Annotated in this window: 28 protein-coding genes; 11 read left to right on the top strand and 17 right to left on the bottom strand. The window is 73.3% G+C overall.

Features of this window, described 5'->3' with window-relative positions; all coding sequences use genetic code 11:
* Window positions 1-34: 34 nt before the first annotated feature.
* Both ABT403_RS35885 and ABT403_RS35880 read left to right on the top strand, forming a co-directional pair.
* Window positions 35-559 (top strand): DinB family protein, encoded by a 525-nt coding sequence (locus ABT403_RS35885; RefSeq protein WP_344170907.1) that lies wholly within the window; start codon window positions 35-37, stop codon window positions 557-559.
* Window positions 560-675: 116 nt separating this feature from the next.
* Window positions 676-1,230, top strand: a complete 555-nt coding sequence (locus ABT403_RS35880; protein ID WP_344170904.1) for a hypothetical protein — start codon at window positions 676-678, stop codon at window positions 1,228-1,230.
* A gap of 15 nt (window positions 1,231-1,245) precedes the next feature.
* Here the strand turns inward: ABT403_RS35880 and ABT403_RS35875 are convergent, their stop codons facing one another.
* The 8 genes from ABT403_RS35875 to ABT403_RS35840 form a co-directional block, all read right to left on the bottom strand.
* On the bottom strand, window positions 1,246-1,776 hold the full coding sequence (locus ABT403_RS35875) for a hypothetical protein (RefSeq protein WP_344170901.1): 531 nt from the start codon (window positions 1,774-1,776) through the stop codon (window positions 1,246-1,248).
* A gap of 50 nt (window positions 1,777-1,826) precedes the next feature.
* Entirely contained in the window at window positions 1,827-2,495 is a 669-nt protein-coding gene (locus ABT403_RS35870; protein WP_344171019.1) for a uracil-DNA glycosylase, read from the bottom strand.
* Between the two features lie 110 nt (window positions 2,496-2,605).
* On the bottom strand, window positions 2,606-4,189 hold the full coding sequence (locus tag ABT403_RS35865; RefSeq protein WP_344170898.1) for an ABC transporter substrate-binding protein: 1,584 nt from the start codon (window positions 4,187-4,189) through the stop codon (window positions 2,606-2,608).
* Between the two features lie 153 nt (window positions 4,190-4,342).
* Window positions 4,343-5,104, bottom strand: coding sequence for an SDR family oxidoreductase (locus ABT403_RS35860; RefSeq protein ID WP_344170895.1), 762 nt, complete (start codon window positions 5,102-5,104; stop codon window positions 4,343-4,345).
* A 29-nt stretch (window positions 5,105-5,133) separates the two neighbouring features.
* Window positions 5,134-5,895: a 3-oxoacyl-ACP reductase FabG gene (gene fabG / locus ABT403_RS35855; protein WP_344170892.1), complete on the bottom strand. Its 762-nt coding sequence runs from the start codon at window positions 5,893-5,895 to the stop codon at window positions 5,134-5,136.
* 202 nt (window positions 5,896-6,097) lie between these two features.
* A complete protein-coding gene (locus tag ABT403_RS35850) occupies window positions 6,098-6,481 on the bottom strand; it encodes a DUF3037 domain-containing protein (protein ID WP_344170889.1) in 384 nt (127 codons plus the stop codon).
* Complete coding sequence (locus tag ABT403_RS35845; RefSeq protein WP_344170886.1) at window positions 6,478-7,329, bottom strand: HipA family kinase; 852 nt, start codon at window positions 7,327-7,329, stop codon at window positions 6,478-6,480. Before ABT403_RS35845 ends, ABT403_RS35850 begins: the two co-directional genes overlap by 4 nt.
* An 18-nt stretch (window positions 7,330-7,347) precedes the next feature.
* Entirely contained in the window at window positions 7,348-7,962 is a 615-nt protein-coding gene (locus tag ABT403_RS35840; RefSeq protein ID WP_344170883.1) for a cysteine hydrolase family protein, read from the bottom strand.
* 76 nt (window positions 7,963-8,038) lie between these two features.
* Here ABT403_RS35840 and ABT403_RS35835 point away from each other — a divergent pair, with 76 nt between their 5' ends.
* Window positions 8,039-8,512 carry a pyridoxamine 5'-phosphate oxidase family protein gene (locus ABT403_RS35835; protein WP_344170880.1) on the top strand — a complete coding sequence of 158 codons (474 nt, stop codon included), beginning with the start codon at window positions 8,039-8,041 and terminating at the stop codon, window positions 8,510-8,512.
* A 5-nt stretch (window positions 8,513-8,517) separates the two neighbouring features.
* Here the strand turns inward: ABT403_RS35835 and ABT403_RS35830 are convergent, their stop codons facing one another.
* The 3 genes from ABT403_RS35830 to ABT403_RS35820 all read right to left on the bottom strand — a co-directional run bounded on the left by ABT403_RS35830 (window position 8,518) and on the right by ABT403_RS35820 (window position 11,726).
* Window positions 8,518-10,074, bottom strand: a complete 1,557-nt coding sequence (locus tag ABT403_RS35830) for an FAD-dependent monooxygenase (protein ID WP_344170877.1) — start codon at window positions 10,072-10,074, stop codon at window positions 8,518-8,520.
* Window positions 10,071-10,688: a PadR family transcriptional regulator gene (locus tag ABT403_RS35825; protein ID WP_344170874.1), complete on the bottom strand. Its 618-nt coding sequence runs from the start codon at window positions 10,686-10,688 to the stop codon at window positions 10,071-10,073. The genes ABT403_RS35830 and ABT403_RS35825 overlap by 4 nt, the downstream gene beginning before the upstream one ends.
* A 114-nt stretch (window positions 10,689-10,802) precedes the next feature.
* On the bottom strand, window positions 10,803-11,726 hold the full coding sequence (locus ABT403_RS35820) for a LysR family transcriptional regulator (protein WP_344170871.1): 924 nt from the start codon (window positions 11,724-11,726) through the stop codon (window positions 10,803-10,805).
* Between the two features lie 74 nt (window positions 11,727-11,800).
* On the opposite strand from ABT403_RS35820, the gene ABT403_RS35815 reads away from it, so the two are divergent.
* Both ABT403_RS35815 and ABT403_RS35810 read left to right on the top strand, forming a co-directional pair.
* Entirely contained in the window at window positions 11,801-12,784 is a 984-nt protein-coding gene (locus ABT403_RS35815) for a DMT family transporter (protein ID WP_344170867.1), read from the top strand.
* Window positions 12,785-12,843: 59 nt separating this feature from the next.
* Window positions 12,844-13,104: a hypothetical protein gene (locus tag ABT403_RS35810; protein ID WP_344170864.1), complete on the top strand. Its 261-nt coding sequence runs from the start codon at window positions 12,844-12,846 to the stop codon at window positions 13,102-13,104.
* Window positions 13,105-13,156: 52 nt separating this feature from the next.
* On the opposite strand, the gene ABT403_RS35805 is transcribed toward ABT403_RS35810, so the two are convergent.
* Complete coding sequence (locus tag ABT403_RS35805) at window positions 13,157-14,488, bottom strand: aminotransferase class I/II-fold pyridoxal phosphate-dependent enzyme (protein WP_344170861.1); 1,332 nt, start codon at window positions 14,486-14,488, stop codon at window positions 13,157-13,159.
* A gap of 37 nt (window positions 14,489-14,525) precedes the next feature.
* Between ABT403_RS35805 and ABT403_RS35800 the strand changes: the two genes are divergently transcribed.
* Complete coding sequence (locus ABT403_RS35800) at window positions 14,526-15,191, top strand: pyridoxamine 5'-phosphate oxidase family protein (RefSeq protein WP_344170858.1); 666 nt, start codon at window positions 14,526-14,528, stop codon at window positions 15,189-15,191.
* Here the strand turns inward: ABT403_RS35800 and ABT403_RS35795 are convergent.
* Entirely contained in the window at window positions 15,173-16,144 is a 972-nt protein-coding gene (locus ABT403_RS35795) for a DMT family transporter (protein ID WP_344170855.1), read from the bottom strand. The genes ABT403_RS35800 and ABT403_RS35795 overlap by 19 nt on opposite strands.
* 217 nt (window positions 16,145-16,361) lie before the next feature.
* Window positions 16,362-17,360, bottom strand: a complete 999-nt coding sequence (locus ABT403_RS35790; protein ID WP_344170852.1) for an EamA family transporter — start codon at window positions 17,358-17,360, stop codon at window positions 16,362-16,364.
* Window positions 17,361-17,531: 171 nt separating this feature from the next.
* Here ABT403_RS35790 and ABT403_RS35785 point away from each other — a divergent pair, with 171 nt between their 5' ends.
* Entirely contained in the window at window positions 17,532-17,960 is a 429-nt protein-coding gene (locus ABT403_RS35785) for a type II toxin-antitoxin system Rv0910 family toxin (RefSeq protein WP_344170849.1), read from the top strand.
* Window positions 17,961-18,041: 81 nt separating this feature from the next.
* Here the strand turns inward: ABT403_RS35785 and ABT403_RS35780 are convergent, their stop codons facing one another.
* Window positions 18,042-18,656 (bottom strand): PadR family transcriptional regulator, encoded by a 615-nt coding sequence (locus ABT403_RS35780; RefSeq protein WP_344170846.1) that lies wholly within the window; start codon window positions 18,654-18,656, stop codon window positions 18,042-18,044.
* Window positions 18,657-18,894: 238 nt separating this feature from the next.
* Between ABT403_RS35780 and ABT403_RS35775 the strand changes: the two genes are divergently transcribed.
* Window positions 18,895-19,647, top strand: a complete 753-nt coding sequence (locus ABT403_RS35775) for a hypothetical protein (RefSeq protein ID WP_344170843.1) — start codon at window positions 18,895-18,897, stop codon at window positions 19,645-19,647.
* 82 nt (window positions 19,648-19,729) lie between these two features.
* Complete coding sequence (locus ABT403_RS35770; protein ID WP_344170840.1) at window positions 19,730-20,548, top strand: PhzF family phenazine biosynthesis protein; 819 nt, start codon at window positions 19,730-19,732, stop codon at window positions 20,546-20,548.
* 7 nt (window positions 20,549-20,555) lie between these two features.
* Here ABT403_RS35770 and ABT403_RS35765 read toward each other — a convergent pair whose 3' ends face one another.
* Both ABT403_RS35765 and ABT403_RS35760 read right to left on the bottom strand, forming a co-directional pair.
* The gene (locus ABT403_RS35765; protein ID WP_344170837.1) at window positions 20,556-21,356 is read right to left on the bottom strand and encodes a CPBP family intramembrane glutamic endopeptidase; all 801 of its coding nucleotides are present in this window, start codon (window positions 21,354-21,356) and stop codon (window positions 20,556-20,558) included.
* A 115-nt stretch (window positions 21,357-21,471) separates the two neighbouring features.
* Entirely contained in the window at window positions 21,472-23,007 is a 1,536-nt protein-coding gene (locus ABT403_RS35760; RefSeq protein ID WP_344170834.1) for a glutamate-cysteine ligase family protein, read from the bottom strand.
* A 495-nt stretch (window positions 23,008-23,502) separates the two neighbouring features.
* On the opposite strand from ABT403_RS35760, the gene ABT403_RS35755 reads away from it, so the two are divergent.
* Together ABT403_RS35755 and ABT403_RS35750 are read left to right on the top strand one after the other, a co-directional pair.
* Window positions 23,503-24,123, top strand: a complete 621-nt coding sequence (locus ABT403_RS35755) for a hypothetical protein (RefSeq protein ID WP_344170831.1) — start codon at window positions 23,503-23,505, stop codon at window positions 24,121-24,123.
* Window positions 24,124-24,473: 350 nt separating this feature from the next.
* Complete coding sequence (locus ABT403_RS35750) at window positions 24,474-24,662, top strand: DUF5999 family protein (RefSeq protein WP_042809437.1); 189 nt, start codon at window positions 24,474-24,476, stop codon at window positions 24,660-24,662.
* The last annotated feature ends 117 nt before the right edge of the window (window positions 24,663-24,779 follow it).

Genomic DNA, 24,779 nt, shown 5'->3' with positions numbered 1-24,779 from the left:
GTCGCCGACGGCGCGTTCGTCCAGGATGACGGCCATGACGACCTCCCCGGGAAACCACCGTGCCGAGCCCTCCACCACCGCCGGCGAACGCGAGATGCTGGACGGCTGGCTGGAGTACCACCGCGCCACCCTCGCCTGGAAGTGCGAGGGCCTCTCGGACGAGCAGCTGCGCGCCACGCCGCTGCGGCCCTCGGCGCTGAGCCTGATGGGCCTCGTGCGGCACATGGCGGAGGTGGAGCGGTACTGGTTCCGGGAGATCGCGCTGGGCGAGGACCTGCCGGACCTGTACAGCACCCCGGAGAACCGGGACGGGGACTTCGACTTCACCGCCCGGGACACCTGGGCCGAGGCGGAGAAGGCCTGGCGCGAGGAGGTCGGGCTGGCCCGGCGGGCGGCGGCCGGCCGCTCCCTCGACGCGGTGTCGGACGCCGCGAGCCATCACCGGGGCGAGGTGTTCAGCCTGCGCTGGATCTACACGCACATGATCGAGGAGTACGCCCGCCACAACGGGCACGCGGACCTGCTGCGCGAGCACATCGACGGGGCCACCGGCGAGTAGCGGAGCCGGTCCGGGGCGGGCGGTGTCCGCCGGACACCGCCTCCGCGTCACCCGTGCGGGGTGAATATCGGCTCAGGGTTTTCACAACGGGGCCCTCGCACAGCAGAGTTGCGCGGGTGCATCCAACCCGAACCTCGACGAAACTCCTCCTCGGAGCCGCCTGCGCCGTCTCGGCGGTCTCCGCGGTCTCCGGCTGCGTCAGCGTGAGCCCCGCGCCGATGCTGCCGGCGGGATCCCCCCTGGACGGGGCGGGCCCCCGGCACGAGCCGCGCGGGGGCCCCGGGGCGCTGCCGGTGGTGGTCCAGGCGCCCGCCCTGGAGGCGCTGAAGGCGGTGCCGCGGGACGGTGCCGGGCGGCCGTCGGCGCCCACGGCGGCGGGCCGGGGCACGGCCCGTACCGCCCCCGGGAGCCCGGTGGAGAGCGGGGAGGCGGCCGAGGAGGCCGCACAGGCCGTCCCCGACATCCCGGAGCCCCGCAAGGCCCCCGGGCACGCCGAGCGGCTCCACGGGGGCCCTCCGGGGTCGGTACGGCCCGATGCGCGGGTCCCGCGCGAGCTGGTCCGGGAGCTGCCGGTCCGCCCGTCGGACGTGTGCGCCCTGGGCCGCCGGCACGGGCACTGGGCGCCGGACAGCCCGGAGGCCCGTATCTGCGCGGGCGTGCACGAGGGCTGAACGGCGGGGCCGGGTCTACGGGGACTGCTCGGGGAACGGCCGGGGCCCCGGCCCCGCCTCCTCCTCCAGCCGGCGCTCCAGGCGGGCGATGGCGTTGCGCACCCCCGTGCCGTACCGGTCGTCGGGAAGGGCCCGGGTGGCGGCCCGGGCCCGCGCCAGGTGGACCCGGGCGGCCTCGGGGCGGTCCAGCTTGACGTAGTCGGCCGCGAGGCTGAGGTGCAGCGAGGGGTAGAAGTCGCGGACGGCCTCACCGAGCCCGTCGGCGGCGCTCAGGGCCCTGAGGTCCCAGGCCAGTTCGTCGCCGGGGTCGTCCTGGGTGTCGGCCATGTAGTGGGCGAGGGTGCAGCGGTGGAGGGAGTCGCCGTCCTCGCCGATCTCGGACCAGATCTCGCGGAGCCGGTTGCGGGCCTCCTCGCGGTCCCCGGCGTGCAGCAGGATGACCGCCTGGCCGATCCTGGTCATGACGGCGTCCTCCGACGCCTCCTGCTGCTGCTCCGTCAACGGGGCCTCCGGCTTGCTCTGCCGGACCTGATCCGGTCCGATCATCAAGAAGCTAACCGGAGGCACCGGCTCTGGCTCCGAGGCGCGGTGGGGTGTCAGCCCAGGTCCGGGATCCGCCAGTCGATCGGCTCATGGCCCTGGGCGGCGACGGCCTCGTTGATCTGCGTGAAGGGCCGGGAGCCGAAGAACTTCTTGGCCGACAGGGGCGAGGGGTGGGCGCCCTTGACGATGACGTGCCGCTCCTGGTCGATCAGCGGGATCTTCTTCTGGGCGTAGGCGCCCCAGAGCACGAAGACGGACGGGTCGGACCGGTCGGACACGGCGCGGATCACCGCGTCGGTGAACTTCTCCCAGCCCTTGCCCTTGTGCGAGTTGGGCTCGGCCTCGCGGACGGTGAGCACGGCGTTCAGCAGGAGGACGCCCTGCCGCGCCCACGGCATCAGGTACCCGTTGTCCGGGACCTCCAGGCCGAGCTCCTCCTTCATCTCCTTGTAGATGTTGCGCAGCGACGGCGGGGTCTTGACCCCGGGCTGCACGGAGAAGCACAGGCCGTGCCCCTGGCCGGCGCCGTGGTACGGGTCCTGGCCGAGGACGAGGACCTTCACCTGGTCGAACGGCGTGGCCTCCAGGGCCGCGAAGACCTGCTCGCGCGGGGGGTAGACCGGCCCGTTCGCCCGCTCCTTCTCGACGAACTCGGTGAGCTCCTTGAAGTAGGGCTGGTCCAGCTCCCCGCCGAGGACGGGCAGCCACGACTCGGGCAGCATCTGGGTCACGTCGACAACCTCCGGTACAAGTTCGTGCAACTGCTCAGAACCTACCGGGCACCACTGACAACAGCGCGCCCCGGGCGCCTTCCGCGCCCGGGGCTCCGCCGTCACCAGCTGGTCTTGCGGTACAACTCCCACATCTGCATGGCGGTCTGCGGGTCCAGGGCCCGCTCGGCACCGGCGATGTCCTCACGGGCGCCGACGTAGAGCTTGCCCTGCCACAGCGGCAGCAGCCGGACGTCCTGGGCGAAGATCTGCTGGGCCTGCTCGAACTCCCTGGTGCCGGCCGCGCGGTCGCTCTCGCGGCGCGACTTGGGCAGGATCTCGTTCTGGATCGTGGCGTTCTCGTACGGGGTGCCGACCGCGTTCTCCTTGCCCACGAAGGGCGCGATGAAGTTGTCCGGGTCCGGGAAGTCGGGGAACCAGCCGCGGCCGAAGACCGGGTACTCGCCGTTCTTGTAGCCGACCTGGAAGTCCTTCCAGGGCTTGCCGCGCAGGGTGATCTTGAAGAGGCTGCTCTCCTCCAGCTGCCGCTTGAGTTCGGTGAACTCGTCGGCGGTGGAGCCGCCGTAGCGGTCGGTGGTGTACCAGAAGGTCAGTTCCACCGGCGTGTTGATCCCGGCGGACTGCAGGATCTTGCGCGCCTTGTTGACGTCGGCGTTGCCGTACAGGTCGTAGAAGGGCGTCTTGTGGCCGACGACCCCCTTGGGGACCATCGAGTACAGCGGTTCGGCCGTGCCCTGGTAGACCTTGGTGACGAGCGCGCCCCGGTCGACGAGCTGCGCGATGGCCTGGCGCACCTGCGGCTTGGCGACCTGCGGGTCCTTCGGGTTGAAGACCAGGTAACGGATCTCCGCGCCGACGTTCTCGACGACCTGGACGCCCTGGTTGTGCGAGGCGGGGCTCTGCAGGTCCTTGATCTCCGCCGCCGACAGGCCTCGGTAGGTGGCGTCGATCTCCTTGCTCTTCAGCGCCGTGACCATCTCGTCGGACTTCTTGAAGTACCGGATGGTGAGGGCGTCGTTGCGGCGGTTGGCGAAGCCCTGGTAGCCCTCGTAGCCGCTGAGGACGGCCTCGGTGCCCTCCTTGTACGAGGCGAGCGTGTACGGGCCGGAGCCGGTGACCTTGCCGTCCGAGCGGAGCTTGTCGGCCGGGTAGTCCTTGGGCGCGACCAGGGAGGCGGCGGGCGAGCCGAGGACGTAGGGGAAGGTGGCGTCGGGGGTCTTCAGGTGGAAGACGACCGTGAGCGGGTCCGGGGCCTCGATCTTGTCCAGGCTCTCGAAGAGGCCCTTGGGGCCGACCTGGGAGTTGATCGTCCGGATCCGGTCGAGGGAGTGCTTGACCGCCTTGGAGTCGAGCGGCTCGCCGTCGGAGAACTTCAGGTTCTTGCGCAGGACGCACCGGAACGCCATGTTCGCGGTGTCCGTGAACTCACAGCTCTGGGCCGCGTCGGGCTGCGGCTTGGTGCTGCCCGTCGGGAACGCCAGCAGGGTCTGGAAGATGTTCCGGTAAAGCTCCCAGGAGCCGTCCCACGCCGCCGCCGGATCGAGGGTGCTCGGGGCGCTCGTCGTACCGACGGTGATCCTCTTCGCGGCGGCGTCGGTGTCGTCCGACAGCAGACCACATCCGGCGACCAGGGATATGGACGCAAGGGCCGCAGTGATCTGCAGGCATCTGGTCCGGTTGAACACGTGCACGCTCCTCGATCAGCCACCGGGTGCGGCAGACCCTACCGCAGAGCGTCACAAATCCAATGGGCAGGTTTGATGAGGCTCTTGACCGATTTCGCGCGTGTTCGATACGTATTTGCCTCCCCCTGGGAGGCAAATACGTCCGGTTACCGGTCAGTGCACTCCGGCATTCAGGAACATCCCCCCGTCGACCACCAGGGTTTGCCCCGTAATCCATTCCGCTTGTGCAGATGTAAGAAATGCGGCCGCGCCCCCGATGTCCTCCGGGACACCCAGCCGGCCGAGTGGATAGGCCGCCGAGGCCTCCTGTTCGCGGCCCTCGTAGAGCGCCTGCGCGAACCTCGTCTTCACCACGGCCGGGGCGATCGCGTTGACCCGCACTCCGGGCGCCATCTCGTGCGCGAGCTGGAGCGTGAGGTTGATCATCGCGGCCTTGCTCATCCCGTACGCCCCGATGAAGGGCGAGGCGGAGACCCCGGCGATCGAGGCGATGTTCACGATCGCCCCGCCGTTGTCCTTCTGCCAGGCGTGCCAGGTCCGCTGGGCGAAGCCGAGGGCGGAGATCACGTTGGTCTCGAAGACCTTGCGCGCCACCTGGAGGTCCAGGTCGGCGATGGCCCCGAAGACCGGATTGGTGCCCGCGTTGTTCACCAGGAAGTCGACGCGGCCGAAGGCCTCCATCGCCCGGTCCACGGCGACGGCCTGGTGGGCCTCGTCGTGCGCCTTCCCCGCCACGCCGATCACCCGGTCCGCCCCGAGCCTCTCGACGGCCTCCTTGAGCGCGTCCTCGTTGCGCCCGGTGATCACGACCCGGTCGCCCCGGGCGACCAGCGCCTCCGCGATCCCGTAGCCGATGCCCCGGCTCGCCCCGGTGACCAGTGCGACCTTGCCGCTGTCCGTGCCGTTGTACATCATCGCGTACGTCCTGCCTCTCCGGGATGTCGTCAGTTGAGCGGGCCGCCGGCCACGTAGAGCACCTGGCCGGAGACGAAGCCCGCGTCCTCGCCGGTGAAGAAGGCGATGGCGTTGGCCACGTCCGCGGGCACGCCCACGCGCTGGACGGGGATCTGGGAGGCGGCGGCGAGCTTGAACTCCTCGAAGCCCATGCCGACGCGGGCCGCGGTCTGCGCGGTCATCTCGGTCGCGATGAAGCCGGGGGCGACGGCGTTGGCGGTGATGCCGAACTTGCCGAGCTCGATGGCCAGGGTCTTGGTGAAGCCCTGCAGGCCGGCCTTGGCGGCGGCGTAGTTGGCCTGGCCCCGGTTGCCGAGGGCCGAGCTGCTGGAGAGGTTCACCACGCGGCCGAACTTGGCGTCCACCATGTGCTTCTGACAGGCCCGCGCCATCAGGAACGCACCGCGCAGGTGCACGTTCATGACGGTGTCCCAGTCGGTGTCGCTCATCTTGAAGAGCAGGTTGTCGCGGAGCACGCCCGCGTTGTTGACGAGGATCGTCGGCGCGCCCAGCGTGCTCGCGACCCGCTCGACGGCCGCCTCCACCTGCGCCGCGTCGGAGACGTCGCAGCCGACGGCCAGGGCCTTGCCGCCGGCGGCCGTGATGGCCTCCACGGTGTCCTTGCAGGCCGCCTCGTCCAGGTCGATCACGGCGACCGCCCGGCCCTCGGCGGCCAGGCGCAGGGCGGTGGCCGCGCCGATGCCCCGGGCCGCCCCGGTCACGATCGCGACGCGCTGCTCGGTGGTGGACATGCTGGATCTCCTCGCCCTTGAGAGACGGCCGCCCGAGGTGAGCAACCGCTTAGTAGCTTCAGTTGAGGAGACGCTAGGAGTCGCGGCACCCCGTGTCAACGGGGTCCCGGCCCGGCGGCGTTCGCGCCGCGGGCCCGGCGGCCGCCGCCCCGGTCGCCACCGGGCCCCGGACGGCCGGCCGGGCGGGCGCGCGGCCGCCCGGTCAGCGGACCAGCAGGTCCAGCAGCCGCTCCACCTCCGCGGCGGGGTCGGCCGTCAGGCCGGTGTGCACCGGTCCCGGCTGGACCACGGTGCTGCGGGGGGCGATCAGCCAGCGGAACCGCCGCCCCGCGTCGTCGCCCGCCGCCTGGCCCGCCCGCTCGCCCCCCTCGCACAGCCCCTCTACCCCGCGCAGCGCGGCCCGGACCCCGGCCACGTCGGCCTTCGGGTCCAGGGCGAGGAGCTTGGCCTCGTCGAGGTGGGTGCGCGCGGCGACGTAGGAGTGCGCCCGGCAGTAGACGATGACGCCGGCGTTGAAGCACTCGCCGCGCTCCATCCGGGGCACCACGCGCACCAGCGCGTATTCGAAGACGTCCCGCTTGGTCACTCGTCGCCGCTCTTCTGCTTGTTCTTGTTCTTGTCCGGCTGGGGAGGGAGGCGCTCGGCGAGCCAGCCCGGCGGACCGGACCGCTGCCGGACCTCGGCCTCCATGGTGATCCTCTCGTGGATCGTCGCCGCGCGCGGCAGCAGCGCCGCCACGTAGGCGCGCCGCACCGCGTCGGTGGAGTCGAAGCCGGGTTCGTCGACGAGCCACTCGTCGGGCACGTCCGCCGCGACCTCGGTGAGCAGCTCCTCGGTCACCCGGGGGGCCAGCTCGGCGGCGGCGGCCGCGATGTCCGGGCCGACGGGGGCCAGGACGTGGTCGGAGGCGTTGTAGGGCTTGGCGGCCGCCGCCTGGGCGGTGGGCCAGTTGTGGTGCCAGATCATCGTGGCGCCGTGGTCGATCAGCCACAGGTCGCCGTGCCAGACCAGCATGTTCGGATTGCGCCAGGACCGGTCGACGTTGTTGATCAGCGCGTCGAACCAGACGACGCGCCCGGCCTCGACCGGGTCGGCCCGGTAGGCCAGCGGGTCGAAACCGATCGAGCCCGGCAGATAGTCCATGCCGAGGTTGAGGCCGCCGCTGGCCTTGAGCAGCTCCTGCACCTCCTGGTCGGGCTCCGCGAGCCCGATGACGGGGTCGAGCTGCATCTGCACCAGCCGCGGGACCCGCAGGCCCAGCCGCTGGGCCAGTCGGCCGCAGATGACTTCGGCGACCAGGGTCTTGCGGCCCTGGCCGGCTCCGGTGAACTTCATGACGTAGGTACCGAGATCGTCGGCTTCGACGATTCCCGGGAGCGAGCCGCCCTCACGCAAGGGCGTGACGTAGCGGGTCGCGATCACTTCGGACAGCATCCGGCCAGGTTACGGGGGTCAGGGGCGCGGGGCCCACTGGGTGAGCAGCGCTTCGGCCGTGGTGACGGACGCCACCAGCGCGAGCGAGTTGCGGATCACCTCGGCGGTGCAGGAGGCGGGCACCCCGGCGATGGCGTCGGCCGGGACCACGACCTCGTAGCCGAGGTTCACGGCGTCGAAGACGGTGTTCGGGATGGCGATGTTGGAGGAGACCCCGGTGACGACGAGGGTCCGCACCCCGAGGTTGCGCAGCAGGGCGTCCAGATCGGTTCCGGCCAGCGGGGAGAGCCCGTGCAGGCGCCGGACCACCAGGTCCCGCGCGTCCACGGTGAGGGGCGGGGCGACCTCCACGGCCCGGCTCCCGGTCAGCTGGCGCACGGGCAGCCTGCCGGCGGCCCGGAAGAGGCGCGCGTTGGTGCTGGCCCCGAGCCCGTCGGGGCGGCGCTCGGCGACGGCGTGGACCACCTGCACCCCGGCCCCGCGCGCGGCGTCGACGAGCGCGGCCACCCGGGCGAGCATCCCGGAGCCGCGGGCCTCCTCGGCCAGCTCGGGCAGGGCGCTCTCCTCGCCGACGACCCCGTTCTGGCATTCGACGGTGAGCAGCGCGGTGGTGGTCGGATCGAACTCCGGCATGGCTCCCCCTGGTGCGTCGGCGGAAGAGGACGCATGATTCCTGACACACAGTCAGATGTGAAGGGGTGCGGGGCCGATGGACGGGACACGCGGGCAGACGGCGCAGCGGCGGGGCCGCCGCATCATGATGACCGGCGAGGAGGTGGACGCCTTCCTGCGCGAGCGGCGCACCTGCCGGGTGGCGACGGTCTCCCCGGACGGCCGCCCGCACGTGGGCGCCCTGTGGTTCGCCTGGGACGGCACCTCACTGTGGCTGTACTCGATCACGCGCAGCCGCCGCTGGGCCGACCTGCGCGAGGACCCCCGGATCTCGGTGGTGGTGGACGCGGGAGAGGAGTACGGGGAACTGCGCGGGGTCGAGCTGTCGGGCACGGCGGTCTTCGTCGGCGAGGCCCCGCGCACGGGCGAGCCCTGCCCGGAGCTCGCGGAGGCGGAGCGGATCTTCCCCCGGAAGAACTTCGGCATCGAGGAGATGCCGCACGACGGCCGGCACGCCTGGATCCGGCTGACCCCGGACTCGGTCGTGTCCTGGGACTTCCGCAAACTGTGAACCCTTCACCGCGCCGGGTGCCCGAACCAGCGCGCGAGGCCCTCCCGCAGCTCCTCCGCCGCCGCGTCCACCGGAGCCGGGGCGCCCACCACAGCCGCCGCGTCCGCCCGAGTCGGGGCGGTGCCGGTCCACGCCGCGTGCCCGTCCGGACGGACGAGGACCGCGCGGGCGCCCTCCAGCGCGTCCGGGCGGGTACGGGCGACGGTGACCCGGTCCGCCCACGGACGGGCGGCGGCACCGAGGGCGTCCGCGCCGGCCGTGCCGTCGAGCAGCAGTACGCCGCCGGGGGACCGGGCCAGCAGCGCCGTGAGGCCCTCCTCGCCGTCCCGGCCCAGCGCCACGTCCGGCACCATGCGTCCCGCCCACGGGTGTCCGGGGTCCCCCGAGGCGGGGTACCGGGTGCCGACGCCGGTGATCGCCTCCGCCAGCGGCCCGGCCGTCTCCGCCGATCCGGCCAGGTCGGCGAGCAGGTCGCGGACGGGCGCCAGGCCGTCGTCCTCCCCCTGCACGCGGGCGAGCACCGCCTGCGCGCGGGTGGTGCGGAGCAGGCGCTCGCCCGCCGCGTGGCGCTCGTCGTGGTAGCTGTCGAGCAGCGTGTCCGGCGCCTGCCCGCGCACCACCAGGGCGAGTTTCCAGCCCAGGTTGACGGCGTCGTCGATCGCCGCGTTCACCCCGATCGCACCGGCCGGGGGGTGGATGTGCGCGGCGTCCCCGGCGAGCAGCACCCGGCCCGTCCGGAACCGCTCGGCGAGCCGCGCCGCGTCCCCGAACCGGGTCAGCCACCGCACCTCGGCGATCTCGGCCCGGCGGCCCAGCGCAGTGTCGACGGCGCGCTGGAAGCAGTCTGGCGACACCGGCTCGCGCGGGTCGGCGGGCGGCTGCGGCTCCTCGGTGAGGAGGCGGACGTGGCCGGGGCGCGGGATCGCGAAGACCGAGCGGCCGCCGGGCCCGGTGTGGAGGCCGAACGGGACGGCCGACGGGTCGGCGAGGACCACGTCCCCGAGCAGGGTGAACGTACGCGCCGGCGTCCCCGGGAAGCCGGTCCCGGTCGCCTTGCGCACCGTGCTGCGGCCCCCGTCGCAGCCGGCCAGCCACCGGCAGCGCACGGTCGACGGGCCGTCCGCGCCGTCCGTCCCGACCGTCACGCCGTCGGCGTCCTGCCGCAGCCCGGTGAGGCGCCGGCCCCGGACGAGGCGCGCGCCCGACTCCACGGCCCACTCGGCGAGCAGTTCCTCGACGCGGGTCTGGGGGATGCCGAGGACGTAGGCGTGCTTCGTCCGCATGGCGGCGAGGTCGAGGCGGGAGGGGCCGACGAACGCGGTCGTCGGGACGGTCGGCCCCTCGGCGAGGAAGCGTTCGGCGAGGCCGCGGCGGTCGAGCAGCTCCAGGCTCCGGGCGTTGAGGTTGAACCCGCGGCAGAAGCCCGGCGGTTCGGGTTCCCGCTCCAGGACCAGCGCCCGCACCCCCGCGCGCGCCAGCTCCCCGGCGAGCGTCAGACCGGCCGGACCGGCTCCGGCTATCAGGACGTCGACGGCCTCGTCGTGCGGGGCGCCGCCGCTCATCGCCCGCCCCCTTCCGGCCACGCCAGCGTCCCGCGCTCGACCTCGTCGGCGGTGCGCTCCACCCAGTCCAGTTCGGCCCGCGCCATGGCCGCAGCGTACTCGGCCTCGATGACGAACAGGCGCGGGGCGCCGTGCTCCTCGCGGGCCGCGCGGTAGGCCCCGGCGTCCTGTTCGATGCGCTCCCTCAGCGCGGCGGCCCGCTCGCGCAGCGCCTCCGCCGCGCGGACGCGGCCCAGCGCGCCGAGGTATCCGACGGCGGAGAGGAACCGGGGGTACTCGGGTGAGGGCTCGCGGATCAACTCGTCGAGCCAGTCGGTGAAGCCCTCCCGGCCTGCGGCGGTGTGGCGGTAGACGGTACGGGCCGGGCGGTTGCCGACCTGCTCGGTGCCGTCCGCCTCGATCCACCCGTCCCGGGTGAGCGCGCGGACGGTGTCGTAGAGCGATCCGGTCGTCAGCTTGAAGGTGCGCTCCATGCCGCGCTCGCGGAGCGCGCCGGCCATGGCATGGGGGTGCATGGGCTGCTCCAGCAGCAGCCCGAGCACGGCGAGGGCGAGGGCGTTGGCGGGACGTTTCGGGTGCTTGCGGGCGGCGGAGGAGGGTTCACGGGTGGGCATGGCGCTCCAGCGTGTCGGCACAGCGGTGTACTCGGTGTCGATTACTCGGATCCGAGCATAAGGAGCGACGGCGCCACGGGCAAGGGTGCGGGGGTCCCGGCGGGCAGGTCCTGGCTAGGCGGCGGCCGCCACCTCGGCCGCCACCCCGGCCGCCGCCTCCCCCAGGGCCTCGGCGGCCGCCCGGATGGAGGGGCGCCGGTCGGCGTCGGCGCGCCAGACGGCGTACACGTGGCGCCGCACGGTGTCGCACACCGGCAGCAGGCGGACCCCCGGCGGCACCGGGCCCCGGCCCAGGCGCGGCGTCACGCACACGCCCAGCCCGGCCTCGACGAAGGCGAGCTGGGTGTGGTGCTCCTCGGCGATGTGCGCGATGCGCGGCTCGACGCCCGTGCCGCGCAGGGTGAAGACCAGCCACTCGTGGCAGAACTGCCCATCGTTCCAGGAGATCCAGTCGTCGTCGGCGAACTCGGCGAGGGAGATGCCCATCCGGCCCGCGAGCGGGTGGTCGCGCGGCACCGCGATGTCGGCGGCGTCGTCCAGGAGGTGCATCCGGGTGAGCTCGGCCGGGACCGGCATCCGCTTGTTGTGCCAGTCGATGGCCAGGGCCATGTCGAGGTCGCCCCGGACCACGGCGGCCATGCTCTCCTCGGGCTCCTTCTCCCGTACCAGCACCCGCAGTTCGGGGTGGCCGGCGCGCAGGGCGGTCAGGGTCTGGGGCAGCAGTCCGCGCATGGCCGTGGGGAAGGCCCCGATCCGCAGCTCCCCCACCGCACGGCCGCGCTGGGCCTCGACGTCGGCCTGGGCGCGTTCCACCTGGGAGATGATCCGGGCGGCGTGGTCGGCGAGGAGCCGCCCGGCGTCGGTGAGCCGGACCCCCCGGCCGTTCTTGGCCAGCAGGGGCTGGCCGACCTCCCGCTCCAGCTTGGCCATCTGCTGGGAGACCGCCGAGGTGGTCACGTGGAGCCCGCAGGCCGCCCCGCTGACCGAGCCGTGGCGGGCGAGGGCGTCGAGGGTGCGCAGGCGCTCCAGGTTCAACATGTAAGCGATGCTACGGCGTCCCCCGCAGGAAGTCTCGCTTGTCCTACGAGGTCGCCCGCAGCAGAGTGAAACCCATGAGCGCACCCGCCACGCCCCGTCCCGTCCCCTCCCCCTCGCCCGCCGCCCCGTCCGTCTCCTCCCCGGCCCCGCAGCGCCGGGACCGCCGCACCCGCGCCCTCGACTGGCGCGTGCGCTTCGCCCTGCTCTCCGTGGTGTGGGGCTTCAGCTTCCTCTTCATCAAGGTCGGGACGGGGGCCTTCGCACCCTTCCAGGTCGCCCTCGGCCGGGTGTTCTTCGGCGCGCTCGCCCTGCTGGCGGTGCTGCTGGTGCGCCGCGAGCCGCTCCCCCGGGGCCGGCGCACCTGGGGGCACCTGACGGTGGCCGCGCTCCTGCTGAACACCGCCCCCTTCGCGCTCTTCGCCTACGCCGAGCAGAGCATCACCTCGACCCTGGCGGGGATCTGCAACGCCACCTCCCCGCTGTGGGGCATGGCCCTCTCCCTGGTCGCGCTCTCCGAGGACCGGCCCACGCGCCGCCGGTTCGCGGGGCTGGGCGTCGGCTTCCTCGGCGTGCTGACTGTGCTGGGTGCCTGGCAGGGCTTCACGGACGTCGACGCCCGGGGCACCGCCCTGGCCCTGCTGGCCTCGCTCTGCTACCCCATCGGCTGGATCTACGTCCGCCGCACCCTGGCCGGCGGCTCCGGCTCACCGGTTGCGATGACCGGGGCCCAGCTGATGGTCTCCACCCTCCAGCTGGCCGCCGTCAGCGCCCTGTTCACCTCGGCTCCCGCCGCCTTCCCGCTGTGGCCGACCCTCGCCGTGATCACCCTCGGCGCGCTGGGCACGGGGGCGGCCCTGCAGATGCAGTACGGGCTGGTGGCGGAGATCGGGCCGACCACCGCGCAGATGGTCACCTACTTCATCCCGGTGATCGCCACCACGGCCGGCGTCCTGGTCCTGGGCGAGCAGCTGCACTGGAACACCCCGGTGGGCGCCCTGGTCGTCCTCGCGGGCGCGGCCCTCACCCAGTCCCGCCCACGGCCCGCGAAGAGGGGCTGACCTCCCGGGATTCCTGCCCTAAGCTCCGTGCGATCATCACATCGCCCAAGGGACTCACCATGAACCCGGCCACCCTCCTCCTGACCCTCGGCGGCATCAGCCTCGTCGCCGGCGCCACCTTCGCCCTGAACGTCCGCGGTGCCGCCGACGCGATGGAGCGCTACGCGGCGGCCAACGCCGAGCTGGCCATGCACTCCCGGGGGGAGCTCGGTCCGCCCAAGCGGGTCATGTCGAAGCAGGTCTACCGGTACATGGGCACCGTGGTCGCTCTCGGGGGGCTGGTCCTCACCCTCGGCGGCCTGCTGGAACTCGCCGCCTGAACCGCCCCGGCCCCCGCCGCACCGCGCGGCGGGGGCCTTCGCCCGCCCGGGCTCAGTCGAAGCGCGCGCCGGTCGCCGGGCGGACCGCCGCGGCCACGGCGTCGGCCAGGGGTTCCACGTCCCGCCGGTGCAGGGTGGAGACCGTGATCCGCACCCCCGGCCCCGCCTCCACGCGGTAGACGGCCCCGGGCCGCACCGCCCAGCCCGCCGTCATCAGCCGGGTGACCACCGCCGTCTCGTCGGCCACCGGCACCCAGACGTTCATCCCGCTGCGCCCGTGCGCCGGCACGCCCCGCTCCGCCAGCGCGGCGACCAGCCCGTCCCGGCGCGTCCCGTACGAGCGCGCCACCGCCGCCCCGTCCACCGCGCCGGTGGTCCACAGTTCCACCACCGCGCTCTGGAGCAGCCGGCTCACCCATCCGGGCCCCAGCCGCTGGCGGCCCCGGACCCGGTCCATCGTCACCGCGTCGCCCGTGAGCACGGCGAGCCGCAGGTCGGGGCCGTAGGCCTTGGCGGTGGAGCGGATCAGCGCCCAGTGGCGGGTGACCCCGCCCAGCGGGCACAGCGGCAGATCCACGATCCCGTGGCCGTGGTCGTCCTCGACGACCAGCACCCCGGGCCGGCCGGCCAGCAGCTCCCGCAGCCGCGCCGCCCGCTCCGGGCCGACCGCGGCCCCGGTCGGGTTCTGCGCGCGGGCCGTCACCAGCAGCGCCCGGGCCCCCGCCTCGAGCGCCCGGGCGACCGCCTCCGGCCGCGGCCCCTCGTCGTCGACGGCCACCGGGAGCACCCGCAGGCCGAGCGCCGGCACCAGGTCCAGCACGCTCCCCCAGCCCGGGTCCTCCACCGCGACCGCGTCCCCCGGCCGCAGGTGCGCGGCCAGCACCCGTTCGATGCCGTCCAGCGCCCCGGAGGTCACCGCCAGGGCCCCCGGCGGGACCCCGTCGGCCTCGAAGCCGGCCCGTGCCAGCCGGGCCAGTTCGGGGAGGACCGGGTCCTCCCCGTACCGGGTCGGCGCCTGCGCGTACCGGCGGGCGGCGGTGGCCAGCGGCCCGTCCAGGGAGGGCAGCAGCGACAGGTCCGGGTTGCCGTGCGCGACGTCCCGTACGTCCTCGGGCACCTCCGGGAGCAGCGCGTCGCGCGGTGCGCTGGCGGGGCGCCCGCGCACCCGGCTGCCGCGCCGCCCGTCGGTCTCGATGATCCCGCGCTCGCGCAGCGCCCGGTAGGCGGCCGCCACGGTGTTGGGGTTCACCCCCAGCTCACCGGCGAGCTCCCGCATCGGCGGGAGCAGGGCTCCGGGCGCGAGGGCGCCCGAGCCGACGCCGGATTCGATGCTGGCCGCGATTTCCGATGCGCGACGCCCACTGATCGTATATTCTCCTAGCACAAAGCCAATTATGCACTAGTACAACGGAGTCCGCACCATGAGCGTCACCCCCGTCGACTACGAGCCGACCGAGCGCACCGTCCCGAGCCGCTCCCGTCACCGGGCCCGCTACGACCGCGAGACGGTGCACGCGATACTGGACCAGTCCTACCTCTGCCACCTCGGTTTCGTCCGCGACGGCGCACCGGTGGTCCTGCCGACGCTGTACGGCCGGGTGGGCGAGACCCTGTACGTGCACGGCTCCACCGGTTCGCGCCCGCTGCTGGCCGCCGGGCAGCAGGACCCGGGCCTGGCGGTCTGCCTGACCGTGACGCACGTGGACGGCCTGGTGCTGGCCAAGTCGGCCTTCCACCACTCGATCAACTACCGCTCGGTGGTCGTGCACGGCACGGCCTACCAGGTCACCGACGAGGCGGAGTGCCGCATGGCCCTGGACGCCCTGGTGAACAACGTCGTACCCGGCCGCGCCGCCGACTCGCGGCCCGCCAGCGCCAAGGAGCTCGCGGCGACGGCGGTGATCCGGCTGGACCTGAACGAGGTCTCCGCGAAGGTCCGCACGGGCGGCCCGAACGACGACGCCGAGGACCTGGAGCTGCCCTACTGGTCCGGCGTGGTCCCGGTGGCACCGGCGTACGGGACCCCCGTCCCGGCCGCCGGCCTGGCCCCCGGCATCGCCGTACCGGACTACGTCAGCGCGCTCTGAGCCTCACGGGCGGGCCGGGCCCCGGACAGGTCCGGCCCGTCCGCGGGCCTGCGCGCCTCGGCCAGGATCAGCGCACCCACCGCCGACAGCAGCAGGACCGTGCCCAGCACGACGGCGCCGGTCAGCCGCTCCCCGAGCACCACGACGGCGATGACGGCCGCGCTCACCGGCTCGATCAGCATGATCACCGACACGGTCGCGGCCCGTACCGCCGCGGCCCCGGTGAAGTAGAGGGCGTACGCCAGGGCCGTCGGCACCACGGCGACGTACACCAGCAGCCCGGCCACCCGCACCGGCTCGCCGGTGTGCGGCAGCAGCCCCTCCACCACGGCGAGCGGCAGCAGGCACACCGTGCCCACACCCACCGACCAGGCGGTGGTCACCAGCGGGTCCCCCGCCGCCCCGCGCCGCCCGAGCGACCGCGCCCGCAGGGTCATCCCGGCGTACCCGGCGGCGGACAGCAGCGCCCAGCCGACCCCGAGCGGGCGCACCTCACCGCCCCCGGAGCCCAGCACCAGGACGGCCAGCCCGGCCAGCGCCCCGACGACGGCGGCCACTCCGCCCCGGCCGAGCCGCTCGCCCATCCAGTACCGCGCGCCCAGCGCGATCAGCACGGGCCCGGCCCCCAGGGTGACCACGGTGCCGACGGCCAGGCCGGTCTCGCGGACGGCGCCGAAGTAGGCGGCCTGGAAGAGGGTGAACATCAGACCGGTCCCGATCAGCGAGACCGTCGAGGGCCGCCGCCCGCGCTCCGTCCGCCCGGGACGGCGTACGGCCAGCACCGCCAGCAGCACCACCAGCCCGCCGGCGGAACGCCAGAAGGACAGGGCGAGCGGACCGAGGTCACTGGCCAGGAAGAGGAGGGAGGCGGCCGCCCCGGCGGTGCCCCAGGCGACTCCGGCGACGACGAGGTAGAGCAGGCTGCGCCCGGTGGCGGGCGAGTGGTTCGACACGTGTTTCTCCGCGCGTGCGTGAAGGATGAGGACTACGGGTCATCGCTTCGCGGGCAGCACGGACCGGCCCGGGAACACCGGGCGGGTCTCTCGTTCGGCGGTGGCCGCCCGCGCTAGGCGGCCGGCGGCGAAAGCACGCTGTCGTACATGGGGAGCACCCTACGCCCCGGCCGCCGCGCGGACCAGACCGGACCGGGACGAACCGGTCCGCGGCGCACTACGCCGTCGCCTTCTCGGGCGCGGACTCGGACCCGGACCCGGGCCGGGACGCGGACTCGGGCGCGGGAAGAACCGATTCGCCGGCCACCGCCGGAGCCGGCCGCGAGGACTGCGCGATGAACGCCCCGCCCAGCACCAGGGCGCCGCCGGCCATCTGCCAGGCCGACAGGTGCTCGCCCAGCAGCACCCAGGCCAGGACGGTGGCGACGACGGCCTCCAGATTGGCCACCACGCCCGCCACCTGCGGCGAGAGCATGCGCACCGAGACCACCCCGGTCAGGTACGCGGCCACGGTGGCCACGAGCACCACCCAGCCCAGCAGCACCAGCGCCGGCACCCGCACGCCCCCCAGTGCCGCGTCCCCGCCCAGCACCTGCCAGTCCATCTGCCACGGGCGGGCCAGCGCGGTCATCACCAGGGCGCCGACGATCATGCCGTACGCGATCACGCCCATCGGGTCGGGCACGTCCTCGCCGTCGGTGCCCTGGTCCGCGAAGACGAAGTAGAAGGCCTGGCAGCAGGCGGCGGCGAGGCCGAGGAGCACTCCGAGCGGGTCCAGGCTCAGCCCGGACCAGATCTGGACGACGCAGGCCAGTCCCGCGACGGCCACCGCCGCCCCGGCGGCTGCCGCCCGGGTGACCGGCTTGCGCTGGACGAACCGGATCCAGCCGAGGAGCAGCGCCGGGCCCAGGTACTCCAGCAGCAGGGCCACGCCGACCGGGATCCGCGACAGAGAGGCGAAGTAGAAGGCCTGCACGCCCGCGACGGCGACCAGCCCGAAGCCGGCGAGCAGCAGGGGACGGCGCCGCACCAGGTCATGGTGGCGCCAGGCCAGGGGGGACAGCACCAGGGCCGCCCCCGCCACCCGCAGCCACACCATGTGGAGCGGGTCCAGACCCGCCTCGATCAGCGGCTTCGCCGCGACACCGGAACCACCGAACGCACACGCCGAGACGAGGGCGAGGCCCAGTCCGGCGTTCTTCCCTGACGCTTGCATCGGGCCATCATGACAGGGCGCGTCAGGAGCGTCATCAGAGTGACACCTGTTGAGACGCACCCGATACCGAGCGCGCGGCCACCTCCGATTTCTGACGTCCCATCAGTATTGAATGTTCCGACCCCCGGGGCTACGTTCCGCCGCACGTACCCGACGAGAAGGGGTGGACGCATGGCTGAAGTCACCGCGGAATCACGCATCGAGGCGCCCGCCGCGAAGCTCTGGGCCCAGCTGACCGACTGGGGCGCGTACGGTCAGTGGAGCATGACCCACACCGACTTCCCGGAGGGCGGCCCCGGGAACCTCGCGGTCGGCGCCACCTTCACCGAGAACATGAAGATGATGGGCTTCCCCGCTGAGGTCCTCTGGACCGTCTCGGAGCTGGAGGACCAGCGCCTCTTCGCCATCACGGGCAAGGGCCCGATGGGGGTCGCCGTCCTGACCCGGTACACCCTGACCGCCGACGGCACGGCCACGAAGGTCCGCATCGACGGGGAGTTCACGGGCGCCGCCGTGTCCCTGATGGCGGGCAAGCTCAAGGACTCGGCGACCGCCGCGCTGAACGAGTCGCTGCGCAGACTGGCCGCCCTGGTCGCCTGACCGGCCCGCCCCGCGCACGCACGACGGCGCGCCCCGCGAGACTCCTCGCGGGGCGCGCCGTTCTCGTTCCCGTCGGCCGGGTCAGTGCTCGTCGGCCAGGATCAGGTACAGCTTCTTGCGGGCGTCGTTGATGACCGCGAGGGCCTTCTCCCGCTGCTCGGGCGTGCCGGTCTTGAAGACCTGCCCGAAGGCTTCCATCAGGCCGACGCCGGCGGCACGGATCTCGTGCATCGCCTCGAAGTCGAAGCCGCGCCCGGCGTCCGCCCAGGGGGCGTCGGGGCCCGACTCGGCCTCGGTGCGGCCCGCGTCGGTGAGCGTGAACAGCTTCTTGCCGCCCTCGCTCGCGCTGCTGATCAGCCCCTCGTCCTCGAGCAGCTGGAGGGTCGGGTAGACCGAGCCGGGGCTGGGCTTCCACGCCCCGCCGCTGCGCTCGCCGATCTCCTGGATCATCTCGTAGCCGTGCATGGGCCGGTCGGCGAGCAGCGCCAGGATGGACGCGCGGACGTCGCCGCGCCTCGCCCGTCCGCGCGGGCCGCCGCGCCCGCCCCTTCCGCCGAAGGGCCCGCCGCCGAAGCCGGGCCCGAACGGCCCGAAGGCCGCGCGCAGCCCCCTGAACTCCTCCCGACGGTCCGGCCCGCAGTGGCCGTGACCCCGTCCGTGGTCGTGTCCGTGGTCGTGCTGTCCGCGTGAACGCATCACCGCGCTCCTTTCGTCTGACTGTGTTTCCTTGACGTGTTTCACTATCGCTGATCCATCGCGATGCGTCAACGATATATCGGAAACTATCGCCTGCGAAGTCCGACCGAAGACGACAACACCGGTCCCCACCTGCACCCTTTGGGGTGGATCAGCCAGAGAACTCCTAGTCGACGCTCGTCCGCGCGTGCTGTTCTTGCCCCGCGAAACCATGGGAAGCCGACGAAAGGGGACATCCATGAGCCTTCAGGGACGGATCAGGAAGTGGCTCGCCGCGGTGGCCGGCGCCGCCGCGCTGCTCTCCGTACCGGCGGGGCCGGCGGCCACGGCCGACAGCCGCCCGCCGCTGGTCGGGCGGTACCTCAACCTCCACCAGTGCGTGTACACCCCCACGTTCGGCGCCGACTTCTTCACCACCGTGGTACCGAGCCTCGACGGACGCTTCACGTCCGGGACGAACACCTCGGCCACCGCGGACACGAGCCTCTCCTGCGGCGCCGGGGACGGGAACTTCTCCCCGCTCCACCCGTGGGCGGGCTTCGACACCCTGGACCTCAACGCCGGCCGGTACCTGAACCTGCACCAGTGCGTCTACTACTCCGACGCGCAGCGCGACCACGTCACCACGGTCGCCTACCTCGGCGGCAACGACTTCTCGGCCCGCTCCAACGTCTCCGACACCCGGGACACGACACCGGACTGCGGCCCCGGCCGCGGCCCGTACCACCTCGTCCCCCTGCTGTCCGACGTCAAGGTGCTGGACCTGACCGCCGGGCGTTACGTGAACCTCCAGCAGTGCGTCTACTACTCCGGCCGGAACGGATTCAACGACCACTTCACCACGGTGGTCCCGACGACCCGCGACGGCCGCTTCACCACCGGCACCAAGGTCTCCGGCACCGTCGACACGAGCCCCACCTGCGGTTCCGGAGACGGGAACTTCGCCCTGATCCCCCTCCTGTCGGGAACCAAGGCCCTCTCCCGGACCTGACCGCCCCACCGCACCCGGACCAAGGCCAGTCATCCCGGATTGGCCTTGGCGCGGTTCCGGACCGGCACCCTACGGTCGGTCCATGCGCCTGCGAATCATCGACGCCTTCACCGACCGCCCCTTCCACGGCAACCCCGCCGGGGTCCTCCTCCTCGACGGCCCCTTCCCCCCGGACGCCTGGCTCCAGCAGGTCGCCGCCGAGGTCAACCTCTCCGAGACCGCCTTCGCCCACCCGCTGCCGCCCGGCGGGGACGCCGACTGGGCGCTGCGCTGGTTCACCCCGGCGGCCGAGGTCGACATGTGCGGCCACGCCACCCTCGCCACCGCGCACGCCCTGGCCACCGCCGGCCTGGCCGAGGGCCTGATCCGCTTCACCGCCCGCTGCGGCATCCTCACGGCGGAGGTCGCCGAGGACGGCACCGTGACCATGGACTTCCCCACCTCCTCCCTCACCCCGGTCGACGCGGAGCCCGAGATCGCCCGCGCGCTCGGCGCGGAGATCAAGTCGGTGCACGACACCTCCGCGCACATCGGCGACCTGGTGGTGGAGCTGGCCGACGAGCGGACCGTACGGGAGCTCGCGCCCGACTTCGCGGCCCTGCGCGGCCACTCCCGCCGCGGGGTGATCGTCACGGCGCCCGCTGAGGACCCCTCGCGCGGCTACGACTTCGTCAGCCGCGGCTTCTTCCCCGCCCTCGGCATCGACGAGGACCCGGTCACCGGCAGCGCCCACACCGCCCTCGCCCCGTTCTGGGCGGCGCGCACGGGCCGCACCGAGATGACCGGCCTCCAGGGCGGGGCCCGCCGCGGCCTGGTCCGGGTCCGCCTCAAGGGCGAACGCACCCTCCTGACGGGCCACGCGGTCACGGTCATCGACGGCGAACTGCACGCCTCGCCGTGACGACCGGCTAGGGCGTCGGCAGCCAGCCGACCTTGCCGGCGAGCAGGGCGTACCCGCCGAAGGCCACGATGTCGAGCAGCGCATGCGCGACGACCAGCGGACCGACGCGGCCCCAGCGCCGGTAGGCGAGGACGAAGACGACGCCCATCACGACGTTGCCGAGGAACCCGCCGATGCCCTGGTAGAGGTGGTACGAGCCGCGCAGCAGGGAGCTGGCCAGCAGCGCGGCCGTCGGCGACCAGCCCAGCTGGCCGAGCCGGCGCAGCAGGTAGGCCAGCACGATGACCTCCTCCACCACGGAGTTCTGCACCGCGGAGAGGACCAGTACCGGGAACTTCCACCACACGTCGGGCAGCGCCTCCGGCACCACCGTCAGGTTGAAGCCGGTGGCGCGGGCCGCCAGGTAGAAGGCGAGCCCCGCGCTGCCGATGCCGGCGGCCACCAGCGCGCCCCGGGCCAGGTCGGGCCCGGGGCGGGTGCGGTCGAAGCCGAGCACCCGCAGCCCGGGCGCTCCCTCACGGGTCAGCAGGTGCGCCACGAGCAGCACCGGCACCAGGGCGGTGGCGATCCCGAACAGCTGCCAGGCCAGGTCCAGCCAGGGGCGCCCGGGGGCGTAGGAGCCGTTGAGGGTGGCGGCCTGGTCCTTGAGCCCGCCCGGCTTGGTGAGCGAACCGATGAAGCTGATCAGCGCCGAGACCCCGCTCGCGCCCAGCGACAGCGCGAGCACGAGCAGCGTCTCGATGCGCAGGACACCCCGCCGCCCGTCCTCGCCCAGCTCCACGACCACCGGCTCCGGCTCCGTCCGCACGCCCGACTCCCGTCCTGCCCCGTCCGTCACGCTCCGACCACCCCATACTGCCTCCTCGGAGGCCGGACGGGATCACCGGGACGACGGGACCGGGCGGGGCGGGGCGTGCCCCCGGTCAGCGGCGGGCGGCGGCGGTCGCGTCCGCCTCCTGTTCCTCCAGTCCGACGGGCCAGGTGTGCACGGGCTCGCCCCGGTGCATCAGCTCGCTGTAGCGGCGGGTGGTGGCCGCCAGGGCCGCGTCCCGGTCCAGTCCGCCGGCGAGCGCGCGGTGGTAGGTGTCCACCTGCCAGGTCGCCCCGTTCGCCCGGCGCCGGCACCGCTCCTCGATGATCCCCAGGTAGAGGTCCCGGTCGGCGGGCTCGATGCCCCAGGCGTCCAGCCCGGCGGCGGCCATCGGCAGCAGCTCGTCCAGCACCAGCCGCACGGCGGGCACGCTCACCAGTCCCCCGGAGCGGCCCTTGCGGGGCCAGCGGATCCGCGCGTCGATCCCGTACCGGCAGGCGGCGTCGAAGTTGGCCTCCGCCTCCGCGAAGGACAGCCGCGTCCACACCGGGCGCTGCTCGTCCGCGAGGGTGCGCACCAGCCCGTAGTAGAAGGCGGCGTTGGCGACGACGTCGGCCACGGTGGGCCCGGCCGGCAGCACCCGGTTCTCCACCCGCAGGTGCGGCATCCCGTCGGCCACCCCGTAGACGGGCCGGTTCCACCGGTAGACGGTGCCGTTGTGCAGCACCAGCTCCTGGAGGCTGGGCACCCCGCCCTCGGCGAGCACCCGCAGTGGCTCCTCCTCGTCGCAGATGGGCAGCAGGGCGGGGAAGAAGCGGACGTTCTCGGCGAAGAGCTCGTACACCGAGTCCACCCACCTCTCCCCGAACCAGGTGCGCGGCCGCACCCCCTGGGCCTGGAGCTCGGGCGGCCGCGTGTCGGTGGCCTGGGTGAACAGCGGCGGGCGCGACTCGCGCCACAGCTCCCGGCCGAACAGGAACGGCGAGTTGGCCCCCACCGCTATCTGTACGGCGGTCACCGCCTGGGCGGCGTTCCACACGTCGGAGAACCGCGCCGGGGTGACCTGGAGGTGCAGCTGCACCGAGGTGCAGGCGGCCTCCGGCACGATCGACCCGGTGCTCCAGGTCAGCCGCTCGACCCCCTCGATGTCCAGCCGGAAGTCCTCGCCGCGCATCATCAGGATCTGCTCGTTGAGCAGCGAGTAGCGGTCCACGGCCGACAGGTTGGCCAGGGCCAGGTCGGCGCGGGTGATCGTCGGCAGGATGCCGATCATCACCACCCCGGCGTCGATCTCCGCGGCCTGCCGGTGGGCGTAGTGGAGGCCCGCGCTCAGCTCCTCGGCGAGCCGGTCGAATACCCGGCCGTCGAGCCGGTGCGGTAGTACGTTCACCTCCAGGTTGAACATTCCCAGTTCGGTCTGGAAATCGGGGCTCGCAATCCGCTCCAGTACCTGCGCATTCACCATGCGCGGCAAACCGTCGGCACCCGCGAGATTCAGCTCGATCTCCAGCCCCATCATGTTCTTGGGGCGGTCGAACCTCTTCTCCGCCAGAAGCCGCTCCAGTCCCTCCAGGCACTCGTGAAGCTTCCTCCGATACCGATGCCGATCGGACAGGTCGAAACCGCCTGCCACGACCTTCTCCCCCATCGAAGTGTCCCTCCTCGAGCGGGCCTGGCCCGGGGCACCCGGGCGCGCGTTACGGTCGATGATGCCCAGGGGCCGTGATCGATAACGCGCCGGGGAGCGGCTTGGCGGGGAGCGCGCGCCGGTGTGGCCGGATGGGCGCTCCGGCACATTCCTCCGGCAACCCGCGCCGCGCAAATTCCGCATGGGCTTTGCCGTTTCATGATTAGCGGCACTTTCCAGCCGAGCCCCCGTCCGGTAACCTCCGAGGTCAGCGCGGTCCTTCACGCGCAAAACGGCATGAATACTCTGACAGCGGGACCGGTAAGCGCCTTGTCGGCAATAGGCGGGACAGCTAGCCGAAACACTGTGTGAACACATGTCGTATAAACTCCGCAAACGAGGCAGAGAGTTGGCGCGCGGCCATTGCCCCAATGCCCACCTCTGACCCCAGAATGCGACAGCGCCGTCCGCCCCTTCCCCTGCACCACAGGTCTCCCAAGTGAGAGGCGACCCACCATGCCGCTGCATGTCCACCCGGCCCCCGCGCCCGCCCTGCGCAGCGTCCTCGCGGCACTCGGTTCTCCCACCGCCGTCCACGAGGCACACACCCCCGCCCTGCGCGCGGTCCAGGGTCCCCTGACCGCCGAGCTCCCCCTTCCGGTCCACGTGCTCGACCGCCTGAGCATGTCCGGCCGCGCGGCCGGCGGCAGGCCGCCCCGTACCCGCCTCACCGGCTGGCGGTTCCTGATCCGCAGCGGCGACCGCTTCGTGGCGGCGGCCGACACCCGCCTGACCCCGGACGGCTGGGCCTTCTCACACTTCTTCGAGGGCCCCTACGTCGCCGCCACCGAGCGCGCCCTGCGCCAGGCGGAGCAGCTCGGCAAGAGCTACCAGCCCCGGCTGCTGTCCGTACCGGAGCTGTACATGCTGACCCTGTGGCTGCACGGGGCGGTCGGCGCCGACGCCGCCGCCGGCCTGCCCGCCGCCGCCGACCTGCTGGTGCCGCTGGCCCCGGCCCCGCCCGGGATCGCCCCCTACCGGCCGCATCCCGTCTCGGAGCTGCTGCCCGTACTGACCCACCGGCTGACCCCGGCCGCCCCGCCGGTCCCGCCCACCCTGGCGGCCCCCGCGGCCTGAACCGTCCGCTCCGGCGCCCGGCGCGACCCGTGATCCGGGCCGCGCCGGCGGCACGTCCGGGCCCGGACCGGCGGCGGCGCGCCGGCTCACCCGGATGACCCATTCGGCCTAGTCCTGCGGGACCAGCCGCGAACCATCCGAAAGGACAGGGCAGTTGGCTTGAACCGCCCGCACGAGTGATGCGTCCTCAATCCATGAGGACTGCTGCGGGGAAATCCCTGCGAAGCGGCCCTCGTGGGGGAAGACTGAGGACATCCTCCCCGCAGGCGCGGGGACGACCCAGGGGGACGGCCATGAATCACGCATCGAGCCGTAGCGAACAGACCACACCGCAGCGAAAGAACGCATCCATGTGCCAGCACCAGCCTGCCTGCCCGTCATCAGAGTCCGCCGACCGGGAGGCCGCGCGCCCGGTGGCCAACCACCCGGAGCAGGGCTGGAGCCTGCTGTGCAACGGCGTCCTGCTCTTCGAGGACACCGGTGAGCTGCTGCCGGACGGCAAGATCATCGCTCCGCACCGCCCGCTCGCGGCGGCCTGAGCGCGCACCGAACAGGCACGCGACGCACGAAGGGGCCGGTCCCGGAGCGGATAGCTCCGGGACCGGCCCCTTCGACGTGGCACCGGCGGCCCCTCACGGGGCCGCCGGGCCGTGCGA

The sequence above is a fragment of the Streptomyces sp. NPDC000075 genome, from assembly GCF_040301925.1.
Lineage (GTDB): Bacteria > Actinomycetota > Actinomycetes > Streptomycetales > Streptomycetaceae > Streptomyces > Streptomyces polychromogenes.
The sequence above is the reverse complement of the archived record's forward strand: the minus strand, read 5'-3'. Positions and strand labels throughout refer to the sequence as shown.